This is a genomic window from Herbidospora solisilvae (assembly GCF_009901565.1).
Classification (GTDB): domain Bacteria; phylum Actinomycetota; class Actinomycetes; order Streptosporangiales; family Streptosporangiaceae; genus Herbidospora; species Herbidospora solisilvae.
In genome coordinates, this window is sequence record NZ_WXEW01000004.1 from 262,288 (window position 1) to 280,945 (window position 18,658).

At 71.5% G+C, this 18,658-nt stretch carries 17 protein-coding genes; 7 read left to right on the forward strand and 10 right to left on the reverse strand.

The window, feature by feature from the left end:
• Window positions 1–30: 30 nt before the first annotated feature.
• Window positions 31–1,203, reverse strand: coding sequence for a trans-sulfuration enzyme family protein (locus GT755_RS14520; RefSeq protein ID WP_161480248.1), 1,173 nt, complete (start codon window positions 1,201–1,203; stop codon window positions 31–33).
• An 89-nt stretch (window positions 1,204–1,292) separates the two neighbouring features.
• Here GT755_RS14520 and GT755_RS14525 point away from each other — a divergent pair, with 89 nt between their 5' ends.
• Window positions 1,293–2,738, forward strand: a complete 1,446-nt coding sequence (locus GT755_RS14525) for an aminotransferase-like domain-containing protein (protein WP_161480249.1) — start codon at window positions 1,293–1,295, stop codon at window positions 2,736–2,738.
• A 64-nt stretch (window positions 2,739–2,802) separates the two neighbouring features.
• Window positions 2,803–3,480 (forward strand): alpha/beta fold hydrolase, encoded by a 678-nt coding sequence (locus tag GT755_RS14530; protein WP_161480250.1) that lies wholly within the window; start codon window positions 2,803–2,805, stop codon window positions 3,478–3,480.
• Here GT755_RS14530 and npdG read toward each other — a convergent pair whose 3' ends face one another.
• A complete protein-coding gene (gene npdG / locus GT755_RS14535) occupies window positions 3,481–4,143 on the reverse strand; it encodes an NADPH-dependent F420 reductase (RefSeq protein ID WP_161480251.1) in 663 nt (220 codons plus the stop codon). It lies immediately after the preceding gene.
• Between the two features lie 57 nt (window positions 4,144–4,200).
• Window positions 4,201–5,346 carry a lipase family protein gene (locus GT755_RS14540; RefSeq protein ID WP_161480252.1) on the reverse strand — a complete coding sequence of 382 codons (1,146 nt, stop codon included), beginning with the start codon at window positions 5,344–5,346 and terminating at the stop codon, window positions 4,201–4,203.
• 165 nt (window positions 5,347–5,511) lie between these two features.
• Here GT755_RS14540 and GT755_RS14545 point away from each other — a divergent pair, with 165 nt between their 5' ends.
• Window positions 5,512–6,090 carry a hypothetical protein gene (locus GT755_RS14545; protein WP_202610035.1) on the forward strand — a complete coding sequence of 193 codons (579 nt, stop codon included), beginning with the start codon at window positions 5,512–5,514 and terminating at the stop codon, window positions 6,088–6,090.
• 32 nt (window positions 6,091–6,122) lie between these two features.
• On the opposite strand, the gene GT755_RS14550 is transcribed toward GT755_RS14545, so the two are convergent.
• Window positions 6,123–7,073 carry a LysR family transcriptional regulator gene (locus GT755_RS14550; protein WP_161480254.1) on the reverse strand — a complete coding sequence of 317 codons (951 nt, stop codon included), beginning with the start codon at window positions 7,071–7,073 and terminating at the stop codon, window positions 6,123–6,125.
• Between the two features lie 75 nt (window positions 7,074–7,148).
• Between GT755_RS14550 and GT755_RS14555 the strand changes: the two genes are divergently transcribed.
• Together GT755_RS14555 and GT755_RS14560 are read left to right on the forward strand one after the other, a co-directional pair.
• Window positions 7,149–7,406 carry a CBU_0592 family membrane protein gene (locus GT755_RS14555; RefSeq protein ID WP_161480255.1) on the forward strand — a complete coding sequence of 86 codons (258 nt, stop codon included), beginning with the start codon at window positions 7,149–7,151 and terminating at the stop codon, window positions 7,404–7,406.
• The gene (locus GT755_RS14560; RefSeq protein ID WP_161480256.1) at window positions 7,403–8,032 is read left to right on the forward strand and encodes a cyclase family protein; all 630 of its coding nucleotides are present in this window, start codon (window positions 7,403–7,405) and stop codon (window positions 8,030–8,032) included. The genes GT755_RS14555 and GT755_RS14560 overlap by 4 nt, the downstream gene beginning before the upstream one ends.
• Window positions 8,033–8,203: 171 nt before the next feature.
• Here GT755_RS14560 and GT755_RS14565 read toward each other — a convergent pair whose 3' ends face one another.
• Window positions 8,204–8,392 (reverse strand): hypothetical protein, encoded by a 189-nt coding sequence (locus GT755_RS14565; protein ID WP_235966816.1) that lies wholly within the window; start codon window positions 8,390–8,392, stop codon window positions 8,204–8,206.
• A 43-nt stretch (window positions 8,393–8,435) separates the two neighbouring features.
• Here GT755_RS14565 and map point away from each other — a divergent pair, with 43 nt between their 5' ends.
• On the forward strand, window positions 8,436–9,284 hold the full coding sequence (gene map / locus GT755_RS14570; RefSeq protein WP_161480258.1) for a type I methionyl aminopeptidase: 849 nt from the start codon (window positions 8,436–8,438) through the stop codon (window positions 9,282–9,284).
• Here map and GT755_RS14575 read toward each other — a convergent pair.
• The 5 genes from GT755_RS14575 to GT755_RS14595 form a co-directional block, all read right to left on the reverse strand.
• Window positions 9,271–9,690, reverse strand: a complete 420-nt coding sequence (locus GT755_RS14575; protein WP_030450579.1) for a sensor histidine kinase — start codon at window positions 9,688–9,690, stop codon at window positions 9,271–9,273. The genes map and GT755_RS14575 overlap by 14 nt on opposite strands.
• A 103-nt stretch (window positions 9,691–9,793) precedes the next feature.
• The gene (locus GT755_RS14580) at window positions 9,794–11,812 is read right to left on the reverse strand and encodes a cytochrome c oxidase assembly protein (protein ID WP_235966684.1); all 2,019 of its coding nucleotides are present in this window, start codon (window positions 11,810–11,812) and stop codon (window positions 9,794–9,796) included.
• Between the two features lie 8 nt (window positions 11,813–11,820).
• On the reverse strand, window positions 11,821–12,372 hold the full coding sequence (locus GT755_RS14585; RefSeq protein ID WP_161480259.1) for a copper resistance CopC family protein: 552 nt from the start codon (window positions 12,370–12,372) through the stop codon (window positions 11,821–11,823).
• Window positions 12,373–12,455: 83 nt separating this feature from the next.
• Complete coding sequence (locus GT755_RS14590) at window positions 12,456–13,799, reverse strand: helix-turn-helix domain-containing protein (protein WP_328794381.1); 1,344 nt, start codon at window positions 13,797–13,799, stop codon at window positions 12,456–12,458.
• A gap of 923 nt (window positions 13,800–14,722) precedes the next feature.
• Window positions 14,723–16,192 carry a PucR family transcriptional regulator gene (locus GT755_RS14595; RefSeq protein ID WP_161480261.1) on the reverse strand — a complete coding sequence of 490 codons (1,470 nt, stop codon included), beginning with the start codon at window positions 16,190–16,192 and terminating at the stop codon, window positions 14,723–14,725.
• 108 nt (window positions 16,193–16,300) lie between these two features.
• Between GT755_RS14595 and GT755_RS14600 the strand changes: the two genes are divergently transcribed.
• Window positions 16,301–18,529: a molybdopterin cofactor-binding domain-containing protein gene (locus GT755_RS14600; RefSeq protein WP_161480262.1), complete on the forward strand. Its 2,229-nt coding sequence runs from the start codon at window positions 16,301–16,303 to the stop codon at window positions 18,527–18,529.
• Window positions 18,530–18,658: the final 129 nt, after the last annotated feature.

Here is an 18,658-nt window from a genome sequence, read left to right on the forward strand (position 1 = left end):
CCCATCATGGCGCAGTTCCGGACGGACCACTCAGCCGAGGGCCTGGGCGAAGTCGGCCCACAGGTCCTCGGGGTGTTCGATGCCGACCGCGATCCTGACCGTGCCGGGGTTGATGCCCGCCGCCGCCAGCGCGGCGTCGGAGACCGAGCGGTGGGAGGTGGACGCGGGGTGCAGGACCAGCGTCTCGACGCCGCCGAGCGAGGGCGCGAGGAGCGCCACCTTCAGCGACTTCATGAACCGCACCCCGGCCTCCCGCCCGCCCGCGAGGTCGATGGAGAAGACGCCGCCGAAGTCGGGCAGCAGCTTGACGGCCAGGGCGTGCGACTTGTGCGTGGGCAGCCCCGGCCAGTGGACCGCCGCGACGGCGGGGTGCTCGGCGAACCGGGTCGCCAGCAGGCGGGCGTTCTCGTTGTGGCGGGCCATCCGCAGCGGCAGCGTCTGGAGGCCGCGCAGCGACAACCACGACGCGAACGGGTCGGGCGCCGCGCCGAGACCGCAGTGGAACTTCCAGACCTTGCGGTGCAGCTCGTGGTCGGCGAAGACGGAGATGCCGCCGACGATGTCGGCGTGGCCGGACAGGTACTTCGTCGAGGAGTGCACCACGATCGAGGCGCCGTGCTCGATGGGCCGGCACACGACCGGCGAGGCGAAGGTGTTGTCGACGATCACCGGGACACCGGCCTCGCGGGCCACGGCGCACATGCCGGGCAGGTCGGCGACCTGGGTCATCGGGTTGGCGATGGTCTCCAGGTAGAGGAGCCTGGTCTCCGGGCGGAAGGCCGCGCGGGCCGCCTCGGGGTCGTCCTCGGGCACGTACGTGACCGAGATCCCGAACCTGGCCTCCAGTTCCTCCAGCATGTGGCCGGTGCCCCCGTACAGGGAGTGCTGCGCGACCACGTGGTCGCCGGGGCTGAGCAGGGCCAGGAAGACGGTGTTGATCGCGCCCATGCCGGTCGCGGCGGCGACGGCGGCGACGCCGCCCTCCAGGCCGGCGACGGCCTCCTCGAACACCCGGGTGGTGGGGTTGGAGTAGCGGCCGTAGACGAAGGCGCCGTCGGGGCGGTCCATGCCGTCGGCGAACACGGCCGGGTCGTCGAACAGGAACCCGGAGGTCTGGTAGATCGGCGTCGAGATCGGCGCACTACCTTCTGGCTGAACCTTGGGAAGGTGGACAACTCGTGTATCCGGTCGCAAATCAGTCACACAGCTAAGGATGACGGGTCACGCGGACTGGTTGGAGAGCCAATCACGGTGAATTGGCTCGCATCGCGATCCAATGTCACCATGGCGGCATGACGGAGGAGGATCGCCTCGTCGGCTGGCTCGGGCGCTGGGCGTCCGGGCGGGGCCCGCTCTATCTCCTGCTGGCCGCCCGATTACGCGGCCTCGTCGACGACGGGCTGCTCGCCCCCGGCTCGCTGCTGCCGCCCGACCGGGTGCTGGCCCGGCGGCTGGCGGTCGGGCGGGGCACGGTCGTCGCGGCGTACGACCTGCTCCAGCAGGAGGGCCGCCTGGTGCGGCGGCGGGGCAGCGGCACCCGCGTGGCCGAGGCGCAGCTGCCGGTCAGCCGCTCGTCCGGCGCGGTCGCCAACCCGCTGCTGCTGCACGTGCTCGACCCGCCCGACGGGGTGACGCTGCTGACCTGCGCGGCCCCCGTCGAGCCGCCGCCGGAACTGGTCGAGGCCTACCGCGAGGCGGCGACGCGGCTGCCCCGCGACATCGGCTACCACCCGGCCGGGCTGCCGGAGTTCCGGCGCGCGGTGGCCCGCCACTTCACCCGGCTCGGCCTGCCGACCGAGCCCGGCCAGATCCTCGCCACCAACGGCGGCCAGCAGGCGATCTCCCTGCTGGCGAGCCAGTTCGTCAGCCCCGGCGACACGGTCCGGCTGGAGTCGCCCACCTACACCGGGGCGTCGGAGATCCTGCTTGACGCCGGGGCCAGGATCGACGCCTGCGACCTCGACGAGCTGCACGAACGGGGCGTGTTGTCACCCCGTGGCCGGTCGGCGCCGGTGCGGCCCGCGCTGGCGTACACGATCCCGACCGCGCACAACCCCACCGGCCGGGTGATGCCGTCCCTGGCCCGGCGCCGCCTGGTGGCGTGGGCCGAGGAGGCCGACGTGCCGCTGATCGACGACGCGGTCCCGGCCGAGTTGTGCTTCGACGGCGAACGCCCGCTCCCGCTGGCCGCCTACGCCCGGGGCGAGCAGGTCCTCACGGTGGGCTCGCTGAGCAAGCTGGTGTGGGGCGGCCTGCGGGTCGGCTGGATCAGGGCGGCGGAGCCGGTGATCTCCCGCCTGGCCCGGCGGCGGGCCGTCCACGACCTGGGCGGCGACGCCGTCGGCCAGCTCGCGGCGGCGATCCTGCTCGACCGGGCCGACGAGGTGCGGCGGGCCCGGCTGGAGACGCTGAAGCGCCGCCACGACCACCTGGTCGCGCTGCTGCGCGAGCACCTGCCCGAGTGGTCGGCCCGGCCGGTGGCGGGCGGGCAGACGTTGTGGGTGCGCCTGCCCCGGGGCGACGCGGGCGCGTTCGCTCAGGTCACCGCCCGCCACGGGGTCGCGGTGCCGCCGGGAACGGCCTTCGACCCGGCCGGGACCGGCTACGAGATCATGTTGCGCCTGCCGTTCGTGCACCCCGAGCCCGAGCTGACCCGCTGCGTCGAGGGTCTGAAATCGGCCTGGCACGACTACGACGGCACCCGCCGCCGGCCGGCTCTCCCGACGCTCGTGGTCTAGAAGATTGTTCACGGGCAGCGGACAAGCCATCCAAAATCGCCGCCGCGGGTGAATGCTTGTGCTCATGGACGCCACCTTCCTCCTCGTGCACAGCCCCGCGGTCGGACCGTCCACGTGGACCCCGGTGGCGGCCGAGCTCCGCGCCCGCGGCCGGCACGCCGTGGTCCCGTCGCTGACCGACGTGACGGCGGGCCCGCCGCCCTACTGGCCGCGGGTGGTCGACCAGGTGTCCGTGGCGGCCCCCGACGGCCCGGTGGTGGTCGTCGCCCACAGCAACGCCGGCCTCTACGTGCCTCTCGTGGCCGAACGCCTGCGCGGCCAGGTGACGGCGGTGCTGTTCGTGGACGCCGCCCTCCCGCCCCGCCGCGGCTCGATCCCGGCGGCCGAGTCCGACCACCTGACCTTCCTGGGCGCGATGGCCGACGAGAACGGCGTGCTGCCGCGCTGGACCGACTGGTGGCCCGAGGAGATGGTGTCGGCGCTGGTCCCCGACCGGCGCACCCGCGACGAGATCGTGGCCGAGCAGCCGCGCCTGCCGCTGCTCTACTACAGCCAGCACATCCCCGTCCCGCACACGTGGGACCACGTGCGCGGCGCCTACCTGTGGTTCAGCGACCCCTACGAACGCCCGGCCAAGGAGGCCGACGAGCGGGGCTGGCCGGTGACCCGGATCCCGGGCGACCACCTGCACCAGGTGGTCGCGCCGGGAGCGGTGGCCGACTGGCTCGTCGCGAACGCCTGACTAGACGTCGGTCACGCGGATGCCCGCGTGCGCCTTGTAGCGCCGATTGATCGACACGAGGTTGGCCGTGAACGCCTCGACCTGGTGGGCGTTGCGCAACCGCCCGCCGTAGATCCCCCGCACCCCCGGGATGCGGGCCGCGAGGGCCTGCACGAGGTCGGTGGCCTCGCGGTCGTCGCCGAGCACCAGCACGTCGAGGTCGATCGCCTCGACGGCGGGGTCGAGCAGCAGCTTGGCCGACACGTGGTGGAACGCCCCGACGACCCGGCTGCCGGGCAGCACCGCCGCGGCCTGCTGGACGGCGCTGCCCTCCTCGACGGGGAGGGCGTAGGCGCCCTGCTTGTCGAACCCGAGCGGGTTGACGCAGTCGACCACGATCTTGCCCGCCAGCACGTCGGCCAGGTCGGTGAGCAGCGCCTTGTGGCCGTCCCACGGAACCGCGACGATCACCAGGCCGGCCTCGGCGGCGACGTCGGCGTTGGCGCCGCCCTCGACGCGGCCCGCGTCGGCCAGCGCCTCGGCCGCCGCCTGGGCGCGCTCGGCGCTGCGGGAGCCGATGAGCACGCGGTGCCCGGCCAGGGCGAACCGGCGAGCCAGGCCGTTGCCCTGGTCGCCGGTCCCGCCGAGGATCGCGATCGTCACATCTTCAAGTCGGTCGGCCATGTTCTCGATCATGCCAGGGACAACACCCGGTCCGGCGCACGTCATCCCCGGCACGGGTCAGCAGTTGCCGAAGGCCGGCAGCCCGAGCACCCGCCCGGCCAGCCACGCGACGGCCAGCGGCCCGCCCTCGACCGCGCCGAGCACGTGGCTGGGCGCCGGGACGCTCGTCCAGGTGACCGTGCCCCCCTTGGCGCACCACTCGGAGCGCAGCGTGCGGCCGACGGCGATCGGGATGATCTCGTCGCCGGTGCCGTGCCAGACGAACACGGGCACGGAGGGCCGGGTCGCGCCGAGGCGGTTCTCCTGGAGTCGGGCGCTCCAGTCGGGCCGGTTCATGACGTCCTGGGTGGTGAGGTCGGTCAGGGTGCGCCCGGCGAGCTTGTCGCGCAGCTCGTCGACGCAGTCGTCCCGGGCGTCGGCGAACAGGGCGGCCCCTTCGGGGGTGAGATAGTCGGCCAGGCGCAGTTCGGGGTAGGCCGCGTCGAAGCCGAGCCCCGCCGCCGCGGCCAGGCCGAAGTCGCCGCCGCCGTCGACGTTCTCGGCGACCTTCTTCAGGTCGGCCGGCACGCCGCCCGCCGCCACCCCGCGCAGCCGCAGCTCGGGGGCGTACGACGGCTGGAGCTGGGCCGCCCACCCCGCCGACGCGCCTCCCTGCGAGTACCCCATGATCACCACGGGCCCGCCGGCCGCCAGTCCCGCGTCGGGCACCCGGGTGGCCGCCCGGATCGAGTCGAGCACCGCGTGCGCCTGGGATCTCCCGGCCATGTACGTGTGGTCTCCCGGCGTCCCCAGCCCCTCGTAGTCGGTGACCGCCACCGCCCAGCCCTTGAGCAGCATCAGGCTGACGAAGGCGAGTTCGAGCTCGGTCCCGTTCGCCATGGCGGCGCTGGGCGCGCACTGGTCGCCGAGGCCGTGGGTGCCGACGGCGTACCCGACGATGGGCCGTTTGCCTGAATATCCGGACTTGGGGACGAGCAACGTCCCGGAGACGACGTTCGACCCCCCGATTGCCGAGGTCGACCGGTAGCGGAGGTGCCAGGCCCGGACCGGCACCTCCAGGAGCCGGCCAGGCGCGAGGTAGACGGTGGTCGGGGTGGCCTCGACGACGTCGCCCGGCGCGGCGGCCTGAGCGCCCGACGGCACGAGGAGAGGGAACACGAGGGCCGCGATCGCGAGCACGGTCGCACGGACTCGAAGACGCATGGGGACATGCCGCCCTTCACGGGATCACTTCTCGGGGGACGGCGCCGTGAGCCGATGGTTACCCGCGAGTAGGCGCGAGTCAAGTACCGAGTCAGGCGAATTGTCCCGTGCCGGAAAAACCGAAGCCCCCGGTGCGCCCCCACCCCCTGGGGCACGATGAACACCATGGACGCCGAAGCGGTCAGCCTCCTCCGCGAGGCCCTCGACTCCACCGAATGGCCCGACCGGGCCCGCGCCCTCGGCAGGGCGATGCGCACCACCCGCTCCCCCGGAGGCCTGCTGATCGCCGGCACCCCCGACGACGAACCGTGGCACCTGACCGCCCACCTGGCCGACGAGGCCCGCTTATCGGGCCTGACCCAGCTCACCCCGACGCTGGTCCGCTGGTCCCCCGACCTGACGGCGCCCCCGCACCTGCGGGTGGGCGTCGACCGCCTCTCGGAGGCGCGGCGGGGCGAGACGCTGGTCGTGGTGGCGGAGAGCCAGGCCCCCGTGCCGCTGCTCGAACGGGTCTCCGACGCCCGCAAGACGGGCGCGACCATCCTCGCCATCGACGGCGGCGACCCGGAGCTGGAGGCCCTGGCCCACGACGCCTTCGCGGTCCCCCGGCTGACCGCCCCGCTGACCTTCGACGGCGCCCAGCACCTGGTCAGCGTGGCCGCCGGGGAGGCCCCCCGGAACGGGCTGCGGGAACGTCTGGCCAGACTGGCCGACCGGATCACCGGCCCGCGTGTGCCGGATTGAGCGAGCAGGCCCCCACCCGGGCGGCTTGGGGTTCAGTGGGCCTCCAGGGAGGCGCTCAGCACCGCCACCCGCTCGGTCAGCTCCTCGGCCGCCTCCCGCAGGACCTCGATCACCACCGCCTGGACCGGGTCGGGCTCCCCCGACCGCGTCCGGCTCACCCGGGTCAGGGCCTCGATGCGCCGCGACCCCACCCCGTGGATGCCGGTCACCACGACCTCGCCCCGGGGGAAGTCGAGCAGCGCCAGCGACGGCACGATCGCCACCCCGTGGCCCGCCGCGACCAGGCTGAGCACGGGCGGGAACTCCGAGATGATGTGGGTGCGCCGCGGCTCGAAGCCGTGGAGCTGGCTGAGCCGCTCCAGGGCGGCGCCGCAGGCCTGGAACGGCACGCCCGCCACCCACGGCAGGTCGGCCAGCTCGCCGACGTCGGCGGGGATGCGGTCGAGGGTGGGCGGGGCCACGATCCGGTATTCGTCGTCGTAGAGGCGGTGGCGGGTCATCGACGGGAGCGACGGCGCGGGGGTGCTCATGTCGCGCTCGGTCACCACGAGGTCGACGGCGCCCAGGCGGAGTTCCTGGAGGGCGTCGCTGCCGTACACCTCGTGGATCACCGGGACGATCCGGGGGTGCCGCTCGGCGAGCACCCGCAGGGCCGGCACCAGCAGGTGCCTGATCACCGTGGGGAAGGCCGCGATGGTCACCGGACCGGACAGGCGTTCGGTGAAGCGGTTGAGCTCGTCGCGCGCCTCGGAGAGCTGTTCCTCGATGCGCTCGCCGTACGCCGACAGCACCCGTCCCGCCGGGGTGAGGGAGATGCGGCGCTGGGAGCGGTCGAGCAGGGCCAGGCCGACCTCGCGTTCGAGCTGGGCCAGTTGCTGGGAGACGGCAGACGGAGTCAGGTGGAGCGCTTCGGCCGCCTTCATCACGCCACCGCGACGGGCGACCTCATGGAGGATCCGCAACCGTCGGGGATCGATTTCCATGTAGAGAAGCTTATTGGCCGATTAAGTTTTCTTCACTTGCCCTTCAAATGGACATACCGCGAACATGAGGGGCAAATGTCAACGTTCATCACTGCGATCGGCACACTCGGCGCGATCGCCCTGCTCATCGCCTACGGCCTCGTCTCGGCGTCCAAGATGTCCGGCGACAGCCTCGCCTACCAGGCCATCAACCTCGGCGGCGCGGCCGCCCTGGCCGTCAACAGCGGGTATCACGGCGCCTGGCCGTCGGCGATCCTCAACATCGTGTGGAGCGCCATCGGCGTCCTCACCCTCAGCCGGTTCATCGCACGGAAGGCGGCACGGAAGTCATGAGCCTCATCGAACTGAGCCACCGCATCGTCGAAGGGATGATCACCTACCCGGGCATCCCCGCGCCGGTCATGGGCGTGCACCTGAGCCGGGAGGCCTCCCGCGACCTCTACGCCGAGGGCACCGAGTTCTTCATCGGCACGATCACCATGGCCGCCAACACCGGCACCTACCTCGACAGCCCCAACCACCGCTTCGCCGACGGCGCCGACCTGTCGGGGCTGCCGCTGGAGAAGCTGGCCGACCTCGACGGCGTGGTCGTGAAGGGCGTCGACCTGCCCGGCGACCTCGACGTCGCGGGCAAGGCCGTCCTCTTCCACACCGGCTGGGACGCCAACTGGGGCACCGACGCCTACTTCACCGGGCACCCCCACCTCACCGCCGAGACCTCGGCGGCCCTCGTGGCGGGCGGCGCGGCCCTGGTCGGCATCGACTCGTTCAACATCGACGCCACTCCCCCGAAGGGCGAGCGCCCGGCCCACACGACCCTGCTCGGCGCGGGCATCCCGATCGTCGAGCACCTCACCAACCTGGGCGCGCTCCCGGCGTCGGGCTTCCGCTTCCACGCGGCCCCGCCCCTGGTGGCGGGGATGGGCACCTTCCCGGTCCGGGCCTACGCGGTGGTCTGACCTTCCATTCCCCGTACGCCCACACCTAACGTGCGGGATCGGCCGTCGCGGCGACGACGCGGCGCGGCCGGGGAGCGCCGGGTACGGTGCCGCGGATGGACGGCGGCCGGGGCCGGGGCAGGCGGAGCCGTAACGGAAAGCCGGCTTCGAGAACGATCCCGCGCCGCCGATCTAGTCGTCGTCCCAGTCCTTGTCCTGGTCCTTCCAGGCCTTGTTGCGGGCCGAGGCCGTCGCCAGCGCGTTGGCCGCCTCGGCCTCGGTGTCGTAGGGCCCCATGCGGTCCTTGTTGGGGCACCCCTGGTCGCCCTCGACGCGCATGTGCTTGAGACAGAACCACCAGTGTCCAGTTTGCTCGCTCACAACGGCCATCTTGCCCCTTCCGCGCGCACATAGACTTGCGCGCATGACGACACTGCTCCGGCCCGGGCGGATCTCGCCCACCCGCAAGGTTCCCGCGCACATCGAGCGTCCGGAATACGTGGGGAAGAAGGAGCCGAAACGCGGCGCGTCAGACGTGCAGACCCCCGAGACGATCGAGAAGATGCGGGTCGCCGGGCGCATCGCCGCCCAGGCCCTCGAAGAGGTCGGCAAGCACGTCGCGCCGGGCGTGACGACCGACGAGCTCGACCGGATCGGCCACGAGTTCCTGCTCGACCACGACGCCTACCCCTCGACGCTCGGCTACCGCGGCTACCCCAAGTCGCTCTGCACGTCGATCAACGAGGTCATCTGCCACGGCATCCCCGACGACACGGTCCTCAACGACGGCGACATCGTCAACGTCGACATCACCGCCTTCATCGGCGGCGTCCACGGCGACACCGACGCGACCTTCCTCTGCGGCGACGTCGACGAGGAGTCGCGGCTGCTCGTCGAGCGCACCCGCGAGGCCACCAACCGCGCGATCAAGGCCGTCGCCCCGGGCCGGCAGCTCAACATCGTCGGCCGGGTCATCGAGGCCTACGCCAAGCGCTTCGGCTACGGCGTGGTGCGCGACTTCACCGGCCACGGCATCGCCGAGTCCTTCCACAGCGGCCTGATCGTCCCCCACTACGACGACCCGTCGCTCGCGGTGACCCTGGTGCCGGGCATGACGTTCACGATCGAGCCGATGCTGACGCTCGGCACGATCGACTACGAGATCTGGTCCGACGGCTGGACGGCCGTGACGAAAGACGGCAGGCGCACTGCCCAGTTCGAGCACACGGTGCTGGTCACCGACTCGGGCGTGGAGATCCTCACGCTCCCCTGAGCGCCCGCTTCGGCACGACGCCGCTCAGCGTCGTGCCGGAGCCCAAGACGCTGTTGATCGACAGGGTGCCGCCGATCTCGACGAAACCGGCCTTCATGGCGGCCAGTCCCCGGCCGGTGGTGCCCTCGGAGAAGCCGACGCCCTCGTCGCTGACGGTCATGCGCAGGCCCGTGTCGCCGACCGTGACGGCGATGGCGACGTGGCGGGCGCCGCTGTGGCGTTCGACGTTCGCGAGCGCCTCGGTCACCACGGCGTAGACCCCCCGCACGACGGCGGACGGCAGCGGCGCGTCGGGCAGCGCCCACGTCTCGACCGCGATGCCGGTCCGGGCCGACCAGTCGCCCAGGTATTCCTCAAGGGCGGGCTTCAGCCCGGTGCCCTCACGCAGCCGCAGTTCCTCGGACAAAGCTCTCCAACTCCCCTGATCTTCACCGGCGACGCTAACGGGTGAGGCTCAAGGAACGGTTGCCGTTTGCTTAGGGTTTGCCGAACCCAGAAGATGATGCCCGTTACCGCTTTTGGTCACGCTTGTTGAGCTTTGCCAGATAGTCGTTGTAGGCGTCGAGCTCGGTGTCACCGGTGCCGCCCGTCCGGGCCGCGACCAGGTCGGCCTTGCGGTCCTGGCGGCGGGCCACCCGCTCGTCGGCCCGCCACCACTGGATGGCCAGCGCGATGAGCACGATCAATGTCGGGATCTCGCCGAAGCCCCAGGCGATGGCCCCGCCGGTGTTCTGGTCGGACAACGACGACGCGCCCCACGTCCGGCCGAGCTGCTCGTACCAGTCGGCGGCCAGGACGCTGCCCATGCTCATGATCGCCATCGCGAAGAACGCGTGGAACGGCATCGTGACGAACAGCAGCAGCAGGCGGCCGAAGTAGGGCAGTTGGTTCGGCGCCGGGTCGACCCCGACGATCACCCAGAAGAACAGGGTGCCGACCAGCAGGAAGTGCAGCGACATGGCGATGTGCCCGAGGTGCTCCTCCATGGCGGACTCGAACAGCGGCGTGAAGTAGAGCGCGTACGTCGACACGACGAACAGGGCGGTCGCGATGGCCGGGTGGGCGACGAACTTGGCGACCCGGCTGTGCAGGACGACGGTGATCCACTCACGCGGCCCCCGGTCGCCCCGTCGCGCGGCGGGCTTCAGCGCCCGGAGCGCCAGCGTCACCGGGGCGCCCAGCACCAGGAAGATCGGCACCAGCATCGAGAGCACCATGTGCTCGGTCATGTGGACGCTGAACAGCACCGGCGCGTAGCGGGCCACGCCGCTCTGGGTGGTCAGGACGAGGATCAGGATGCCCAGGCCCCACGCGATCGACCGCCCGACCGGCCACTTGTCGCCGCGGCGGACGAGGCGGACGACCCCGGCGACGTACAGGCCCCCGAGGACCGCCGCGATCACGGCGAAGAAGAGGTCGAACCACCAGAGCGTGAGCAGGTTGGTGAACGAGATCGGCGGCGGCATGACGTAGCCGAGCAGGTCGAACGCCCGGTCGGTCGGCAGCGTCTCGACCGGCGGCGGCGCGGTCTGCGCCAGCGCCACCGCGATGCCGACGGTGCCGGCCATGAGCATGACCTCGCCCAGCGCCAGCCTGACGAACGCCCCCGGCTTGCCGGCGGCCAGGTCGGGCAGGGTGCGCTTGCGGTGCCACCAGCCGACGCCGCCCAGCACGCCATAGGCGACGATCTTGAGGAGCAGGATCACCCCGTAGGCGGAGGTGAACAGATCCGACACCGACGCGAGCCGGGCCGCGACCGACGCCAGCCCCGACAGGCCGACCCCGACGAAGCACCAGAACGCCATGCGGGAGAACCGGTCGGCGGCCAGCGAGAGCCGGTCATACCCACGCAGGGCGTGGTAGCAGAGCAGCCCGAGCCCGCCGACCCACAGGGCCAGGAAGAGCAGGTGGAAGGCGACCGACGTGGTCGCCAGCCCGTGGTTGGGCGCGCTGGAGGAGTGTCCGGTCAGCGCCGGCGGCAGCAGCGTGGCCAGCGAGAACACCAGCAGCCCGCCGGCCGCGCCGACGGTGATGGCCCCCCGCGCGAACAGCGCGATCGAGACGGAGAAGAGCACGACGAGCGTCAGTGCGATGCCCTGCGGCGTCTGCCCGGCGTAGCTGGTCAGCTGATTGCCGTCGAGCACGACGCCGACCGGCTGGCCGAGCGACTGCGACAACCCGAAGACGAGGTTGAGCGCCGCCGCGCCGCCCCAGACCAGGGCCGACCAGCTGGCCGCCTTGGCGTAACCGAGGGCCGTCTTTCCGAGCAGCCCCTTGTCGGAGGGCAGCAGCGCGGCGGCCATGAGGAGGAGCCCGACGGTGACCAGCCCGGCGACGTCCATGCCGAGCTTGGAGACCGGGACCATCCACCGGGTGAGCGTGCCCTCGTCGGGCAGCCCCGGGATGACCCGCGGCGTGGCCGCGCCCCCCGCCACCATGCCGACCACCAGCGCCCCGGCGGCGGCACACCCGCCCGCGATCGCGAGCCGGACCGTACGGTTCATCCGGGCGGCCTTCCCATCGGACATTCCGGCCATTATGGCTTCTTACGCATACTGAAGGCCATGCCGATCCCGATGCCGGCGATCCCGAAGACCACGATCCAGACCCAGGCGGGGATCTGCCTGCTCTCCTCGGGCGCGACGGGGTTCGCGGTGGCGCTCGGAGTGGGCGCGGCGGCGGCCTGCACCACCGGCTGAGCCGGCTGGCTCGGCGCGCCCGGCTGGGCCGGCTCGTAGGTGAACGGGATCTCCCCCTCGACGGGGTGCCCGTCACGGGAGACGACGCGGTAGGCGATCGTGTAGGCCCCCGGGGGCAGCGCCGACGGAGGACCGACGTCCTGGACGATCTTGCGCCCGTCGACCCGCGGCTTCCCGTTCTCGTAACGCTCGCCGTCGGGCCCGGTCAGCACGACGGCCGGGAACCGCACCGACTCGCTGAACTCGAGCGTCACCTTAGGCAACGCGGTGACCTGCGCGTTCTCGGCGGGATCACTGCTCCGCAGAGAGGTGTGCGCGGCGGCCGGCGCGGCGGGCAGCAGAAGGGCCGCGACGACGGCCAGAACGGCGACGATCGGTGAACTCTTCATGGCGCCCTAAGGCTACCGACGCGAGCCGGTGGTCTCACCGCGAGCCCGTTCCCGGGCCGCGGGGACCACCGGCCTCGCCGGGGTCACAGGCCGACGCAGGCCAGGGCCTTCTGGGCGGCGAGGATGCTCTGGTCGTGGTCGTGGAGGCGGTCGTAGGCCTCGGCCACGGTCATCCAGCTCTGGGCCCTGCGGCGCATCGGGGCCGGGTCGAACGACTCGTTGGCGTTGCCCAGCGCCACGGCGGCCTCTTCGTCCTCGTGCAGGAGCAGAAGTGCCTGGCCCTGGACGAGGTTGGCGTCGGCCCAGTGTTCCCCGCCCGACTCGCGCAGCGCCTCGTCGGCGACGCGGGCGTACTGGACGGCCTCGCGCGGGTGGCCCAGGGCCAGTTCGGCGCGGGCCAGCTCGATGTTGCAGCGGGCCTTGTCGAGCACGGAGGCCGACGACTCGCCGAGCTCGCGCAGGGCGCGCAGGAGCAGGTCGCGGCCCACCTCGACGTCGGTGGCGCGGGTACGGACGATCATGGTCGCGTAGGCCACGCGGAGGCGGGCCAGGTTGCGGGGGTCGCCGCCGTTCTCGGACTGGATGGCCATGGCCCGCTCCAGCAGGCTCATGCCCTCTTCGCCCCGGCCGGTCTCCTGGGCGACGAACGCCGCGTTCCACGAGGCGGCCACGATGGCGCGGGGGGTGCCCAGAAGTTCGGCGGCCGACAGCAGCTCGGAGGCGAAGTGGCGGGCGCGCAGCAGGTCGCCGCGGGTGCGGTAGACCGAGAGCAGGGTCGAGCCCAGCTCGATCAGGGCGTCGGTCCAGGCGGGGCGGGAGTTCCCGCCGAGCAGCGCCTCACCCACGCGCACGGCCTCGCCGAGCTCGCCCTCGTCGCGGTAGCAGCGGCAGAGCGCGACCGCGACGGCCACCTGCCACTCGACCGACATCGGCCGCTCGGTGTCGGCGCGCAGCCCCTTGAGGAGCCGGATCGCCTCGGCCCGGTCGCCGCACGCCTCGGTCGCCAGGGCGCAGCCGTATTCGGCCTCCTGGCGGAGCTGGGCCAGGCCGGTGAGGCTGGTGTCGGTGAGGAGCTCGGTGTAGCGGCGGCGGGCCTCCTGGGCCTCGCCGTTCTCCAGCGCCAGCCGCGCGAATCGCAGGCCGACCTCGATCTCTTCCATCTGTTCGGCGGTGACGCCGTTGACCAGATAAGTGAGAGAACAGTCGAGTTTTTGAGCTAGGAGCTCCAGAACTGCCGGAGTAGGGGTACGCTTACCGCTCTCAATTAGGGAAACATAGCTGTCGGACAGCTCAGGATGTGCGAGTTGCGCTTGAGAGAGCCCCCGCTGTCGGCGGATGGTCTTGATGCGCTGACCCACTAGATCTTGACCGGTCACCAGCACCCCCTGGAAAAATGCAAGAACCTCTAGACCCGACGGGAGCCCCACCGTGCGACGCCGCCTGATCATGCTTGCTCTTACGACCCTAGTTGCGGTTACCACCGCCGCAGGGATCAATGCTACGGCCGCCAGCGCCGCTTCGTCCCCCTTGCGCCCTTACAGCCTGGAATGCTGCTGACTCGTTACGTGAGTCAGGAAAGTCAAGGGAAATTTCCTAGCGTGAACCCCATGTGAGCCTCCCCCACCCACTCCCAGGCACCGGGAGCGGATCCCCCCGGCCACAGCATGTACTCGGAATCGCGGCACTGGCCAGTGCCGCGATTCTTTCTATTTCACCTGCGGTCATCACCGAGCGCTTGCACAGCATCACGGAATGCGATCTCCGTAAACCGGAGTCCCGGCAACCATCCGGCCGGGCGGCCACTGAAGCCACCTCAATTACTCGCGTCGCAGGTCGACAGCCTCCAAAGGCACGGTGAGAGACACATCGGACAGTACTGACCTCGTGGGTGCCGAGTGACTGCGGTGACTCCAGATGCACGTGCAGATGAAAGGGAGCATCCCCGACGCGAGGAACCTCCCTTGAAGACCGTTCTGTCCCGATCGACACTCAGGGCCGATTGCGAAGCCCTCGGGCGAAGGGAGGGCAGATGATCAATGAGGCGCCGGACCTTCCATCGGGCGCCGTCGCGAGCTCTATCGGCGCACGAGGGTGATTCATCGGAAAGCCGCGCAAGGGTCGATTCCGAATATCCCCCCGTGCGTGAGTGAATCGATTCACCGAGAGAATGGCCGGAAAAGCCGGTCTGTCAATTCCGTCGATTTCGCCGGGCGCCCACGACTCACGTGCTCCGGTGACCCTTTTCACCAGTGGATTCGGCGACCGCGCCATCGAGACGGAGTTCTGCCGCGTCGGTTCACAAAAGGCGCGCGTGCCTCACCCGACTGTTTCCGCTGACGGCCAGGTGCGATCAGGAGGCACGGAGGGCCAAATACAAATCCACACGGTCGGCCATCGTGGTCAGATTCCGCCCCGTCAACTCCTCCACCCGCCGGATGCGATAGCGCACCGTGTTCACGTGCACGTGCAACCGCTCCGCGCAGACGTTCCACGAGCCTGCACAGTCGAGGAAAGTCGACAGGGTCCGCACCAGGTCGGCCTGATGCCGCCGGTCATACCCGAACAGCGGGTCGAGCAGCCGTGAAGCGAACCCCCGCCGGATGTCGTCGGGCACCGTAGCCAGCAACAATGCGTGGGTGTAGATCTCGTCGCTGGTCACCAGGCCGCCGTCGCGGGCCTCGGCCATCCGCCGGGCGTACCCGGCCTCCTCGATCCCGCCCCGGATCGCCGCCGGACCGGTCAGGGCGGCGCTGACGCCGAGCGAGAGGCGGACCCCGGGGGTGTCCACGACCGACAGCCGCGCCGTCAACCGGCCGGTCAGCTCCTCGACGGAGCCGGGCAGGGGCACCACGGCCAGTCCGGTGTCGGCGGCGGCCACGGCGACGACCGAGCGGTCGAGCATCTCCTCCAGGACCAGCCCGCCCAGGGTCGCGGCGTCCGGGCCGTCGGAGGCGCCGGCCCGGAGGGCGGTGCAGGCGACGATCGCGAACGGCGCCGCCACGTCGAGGCCGCAGGTGCGCATCCTGGCCGACAACTCCGGCAGGTCGGCGCTGCCGGCCAGGCCGATGAGCTGCTCCAGCAGCCGCCGTTCGACCCGGCGGCCCTCTTCCATGCGGGTGCGTTCGAGGGCTGCGCACGCGGCCAGCTCGTAGCCGATCTCGGGGTTCACGTCGCCGTCCAGGACCAGCGCCCACCCTGCCACGCGGGGGCTGCGGTCGACGGTGAAGATCGTGCGGGGGTCGGCGGTGACGTGCGGGAGGCGGACGGCGCGGAGGAACTCGGCGGCCATCCGGGAGGCGTCGGGGACCTCCCCGGCGATCACCCGCCCGGTCGAGGAGACGACGCCGCCGGTGACGCCGAGTTCGTCGTGGGCCATCCGGAAGAGTTCCGGGAGCCCGGCGCCCTCGGCCACGGCGGCGAAGATGCGGCGGTGGCGGCCGAGGGCCAGGCGCTGTTCCCCGGCCATGCGGCGGTCGACCACGTCGATGACCGCGCCGAACGACACCTCGATCGGCACCTCGATCAGGGCCAGGCCGCGGTCGCGGCAGGCGTCCACGAGGTCGTCGGGCACGTGGCCCAGCCGGGCGTCTCCGGCGGCGAGGGCGGTGACGCCGGCCTCGACGAGATGGTCGACGAAGATCTCGGAGTCGGACGGCCGGTGCCGCCACATCATGCCGGTGAGCACCAGTTCGCCGCCGGTCAGATAGCGGCCCGGCCGGGGCAGGTCGGTCACCACGACGCCGGTGATCTCACCGACCGGCTCCCCGGTCAGCAGGATGAGCCGCAGCGTCTCGTGGGCCAGCAGCTCACTTATCTGCACAAGACCCACCTTATTTGGACGAATCTACAAGCGCCGCCCTCTACGGCCCCGGCGTTTCATGGGTCAGCCGATAGGTCCGGAAACAAAAGGTTGGTCTACTGGGCGTCTATGAGCATCGCCACCGGACGCACCCAGGGAATCGGCCAGGGAATCGGGCAGAGCCTGCTCCGCCCCGACGGCACGCTGAAGGTCACCGGAGAGTTCGCCTACTCCTCCGACCTGTGGCTCGACGGCATGCTCTGGGGCGCGACGCTGCGCAGCCCCCACCCCTCGGCGTGGATCAGGTCGATCGACGTGGGTCCCGCCCTGAAGGTCCCGGGCGTGTACGCCGTGCTGACCCACGAGGACGTCCCCGGCGAGAAGTTCTACGGCCTCGAACACAAGGACCAGCCCGTCCTCGCCATCGACCAGGTCCGCTACCAGGGGGAACCGGTGGCGCTGGTGGCCGCCGACCATCCGGAGACGGCCCGCCGGGCGGCCGATCTGATCGAGGTCGTGTACGAGGCCCGCGAGGCCGTCACCGACCCGCGCCGGGCCGCCTTCGACCCGGAGTGCCCGCAGGTCAGCGTGCACGGGAACCTGGTCAGGCACCAGCCCGTCAGAGTGGGCTCGACCTTCACCGCCGACGTGGTCGTCACCGGCGAGTACGAGGTCGGCATGCAGGACCAGGCCTTCCTCGGCCCCGAGTCGGGCCTCGCGGTCCCGGCCGAGGACGGCGGCGTCGACCTCTACATCGCCACCCAGTGGCTCCACGTCGACCAGGACCAGATCGCGCCCTGCCTGAACCTCCCGAAGGACAAGGTCCGCCTCACGCTGGCGGGCGTCGGCGGCGCGTTCGGCGCGCGCGAGGACCTGTCGATGCAGATCCACGCCTCGATGCTGGCCCTGCGCACCGGCAAGCCGGTCAAGTTCGTGTACGGCCGCGAGGAGTCGTTCTTCGGGCACGTCCACCGCCACCCGGCCTGGATGCGCTACGAGCACGGCGCGACCCGCGACGGGAGACTCGTCTACGTCAAGGCGGAGATCGTGCTCGACGGGGGCGCGTACACCTCCAGCTCGCCCGCCGTGGTCGGGAACGCAGCCTCGCTCGGGGTCGGGCCCTATGAGGTGCCGAACGTCTTCATCGACGCCTACGGGACCTACACCAACAACCCGCCCTGCGGGGCGATGCGCGGGTTCGGGGCGGTCCAGGCCTGTTACGCCTACGAGTCGCAGATGGACCGGCTGGCCGAGGCGTGCGGTCTGTCGCCGGTCGAGATCCGGATCCGCAACGCGGTCTCGCAGGGGTCGCTGCTGGCCACCGGCCAGGTGATCGACACCCCCGCGCCGCTGGCCGACATGCTGCGGGAGCTGGAGGCCATGCCACTTCCCGGCCCGTCGTCGGCGGACCTGCGGGAACTCCCCGGCGGCGTGGCGCAGACCACCCACGGCGAGGGGGTCAGGCGCGGTGTCGGCTACGGCGTCGGGATCAAGAACATCTGCTTCTCCGAGGGCTTCGACGACTACTCGACCGCCCGGGTGCGGGTGGAACTGCTCGGCGACGAGCCGCACGTGCTCGTGCACACCGCGGCGGCCGAGGTCGGGCAAGGCCTCATCATGGTCAAGACCCAGATCGCCCAGACCGAACTGGGCATCGACCGGGTCACCATCGTGCCCGCCGACACCACCGTCGGCTCGGCCGGATCGTCGTCGGCCTCCCGGCAGTCCTACGTCACCGGGGGTGCGGTCCGCGCCGCGAGCCTGGCGGTGAAGGAACGTCTCGACGCGCTGACGGCCGGCGGCCGGAGCGTGGCCGAGGTGCTGGCCGCCGAGGGTCCGATCGAGGAGACCCGCGAATACCGGCACCGCCGGACCTTCCCGATGGACCCGCTGACCGGCCAGGGCGACTCGCACACGCAGCTGGCGTTGTGCGTGCACCGGGCGGTGGTGGACGTCGACGTGGAGCTCGGCCTGATCAAGGTGGTCGAACTGGCCGCCGTCCAGGACGTCGGGAAGATCCTCAACCCGCTCGCTCTGGAAGGCCAGATCCACGGCGGGACGGCCCAGGGTCTCGGCCTGGCGCTGATGGAGGAGATCCAGGTCCGCGACGGGAAGGTGCTCAACCCGTCGTTCACCGACTACCTGATCCCGACCATCCTCGACATGCCGCCGATGAAGTTGTCGATCCTGGAGAACCCCGACCCGCACGCGCCCTACGGGCTGCGGGGAGCGGGCGAACCCCCGACGTTGTCGTCGACCCCGGCCATCGCGGCGGCGGTCCGAGCCGCGACGGGCCTCCCGCTGCCGAGGGTGCCGATCAGGCCCGACGACATCGCCCTGAGCACCGTCCCGGCATAACCGGCCATCACGGCAGCGACGAGACCCTTGCCACAGGTGTCGATCCCACCCGCCGACATCACCCTGAGCAGCGTCCCGGTATAACCAGCCATCACGGCGCCGACGGGACCCCTGTCACGCGTGTCGATC

Bases quoted from the DNA above. Each gene is read 5' to 3' on its own strand.
- GT755_RS14585 (WP_161480259.1), bottom strand. From the start codon at position 12,372: ATGAAGAGTTCACCGATCGTCGCCGTTCTGGCCGTCGTCGCGGCCCTT.
- GT755_RS14540 (WP_161480252.1), bottom strand. From the start codon at position 5,346: ATGCGTCTTCGAGTCCGTGCGACCGTGCTCGCGATCGCGGCCCTCGTG.
- map (WP_161480258.1), top strand. From the start codon at position 8,436: ATGACGACACTGCTCCGGCCCGGGCGGATCTCGCCCACCCGCAAGGTT.
- GT755_RS14545 (WP_202610035.1), top strand. From the start codon at position 5,512: ATGGACGCCGAAGCGGTCAGCCTCCTCCGCGAGGCCCTCGACTCCACC.
- GT755_RS14525 (WP_161480249.1), top strand. From the start codon at position 1,293: ATGACGGAGGAGGATCGCCTCGTCGGCTGGCTCGGGCGCTGGGCGTCC.
- GT755_RS14550 (WP_161480254.1), bottom strand. From the start codon at position 7,073: ATGGAAATCGATCCCCGACGGTTGCGGATCCTCCATGAGGTCGCCCGT.
- GT755_RS14555 (WP_161480255.1), top strand. From the start codon at position 7,149: ATGTCAACGTTCATCACTGCGATCGGCACACTCGGCGCGATCGCCCTG.
- GT755_RS14600 (WP_161480262.1), top strand. From the start codon at position 16,301: ATGAGCATCGCCACCGGACGCACCCAGGGAATCGGCCAGGGAATCGGG.
- GT755_RS14560 (WP_161480256.1), top strand. From the start codon at position 7,403: ATGAGCCTCATCGAACTGAGCCACCGCATCGTCGAAGGGATGATCACC.
- GT755_RS14580 (WP_235966684.1), bottom strand. From the start codon at position 11,812: ATGTCCGATGGGAAGGCCGCCCGGATGAACCGTACGGTCCGGCTCGCG.
- npdG (WP_161480251.1), bottom strand. From the start codon at position 4,143: ATGGCCGACCGACTTGAAGATGTGACGATCGCGATCCTCGGCGGGACC.
- GT755_RS14530 (WP_161480250.1), top strand. From the start codon at position 2,803: ATGGACGCCACCTTCCTCCTCGTGCACAGCCCCGCGGTCGGACCGTCC.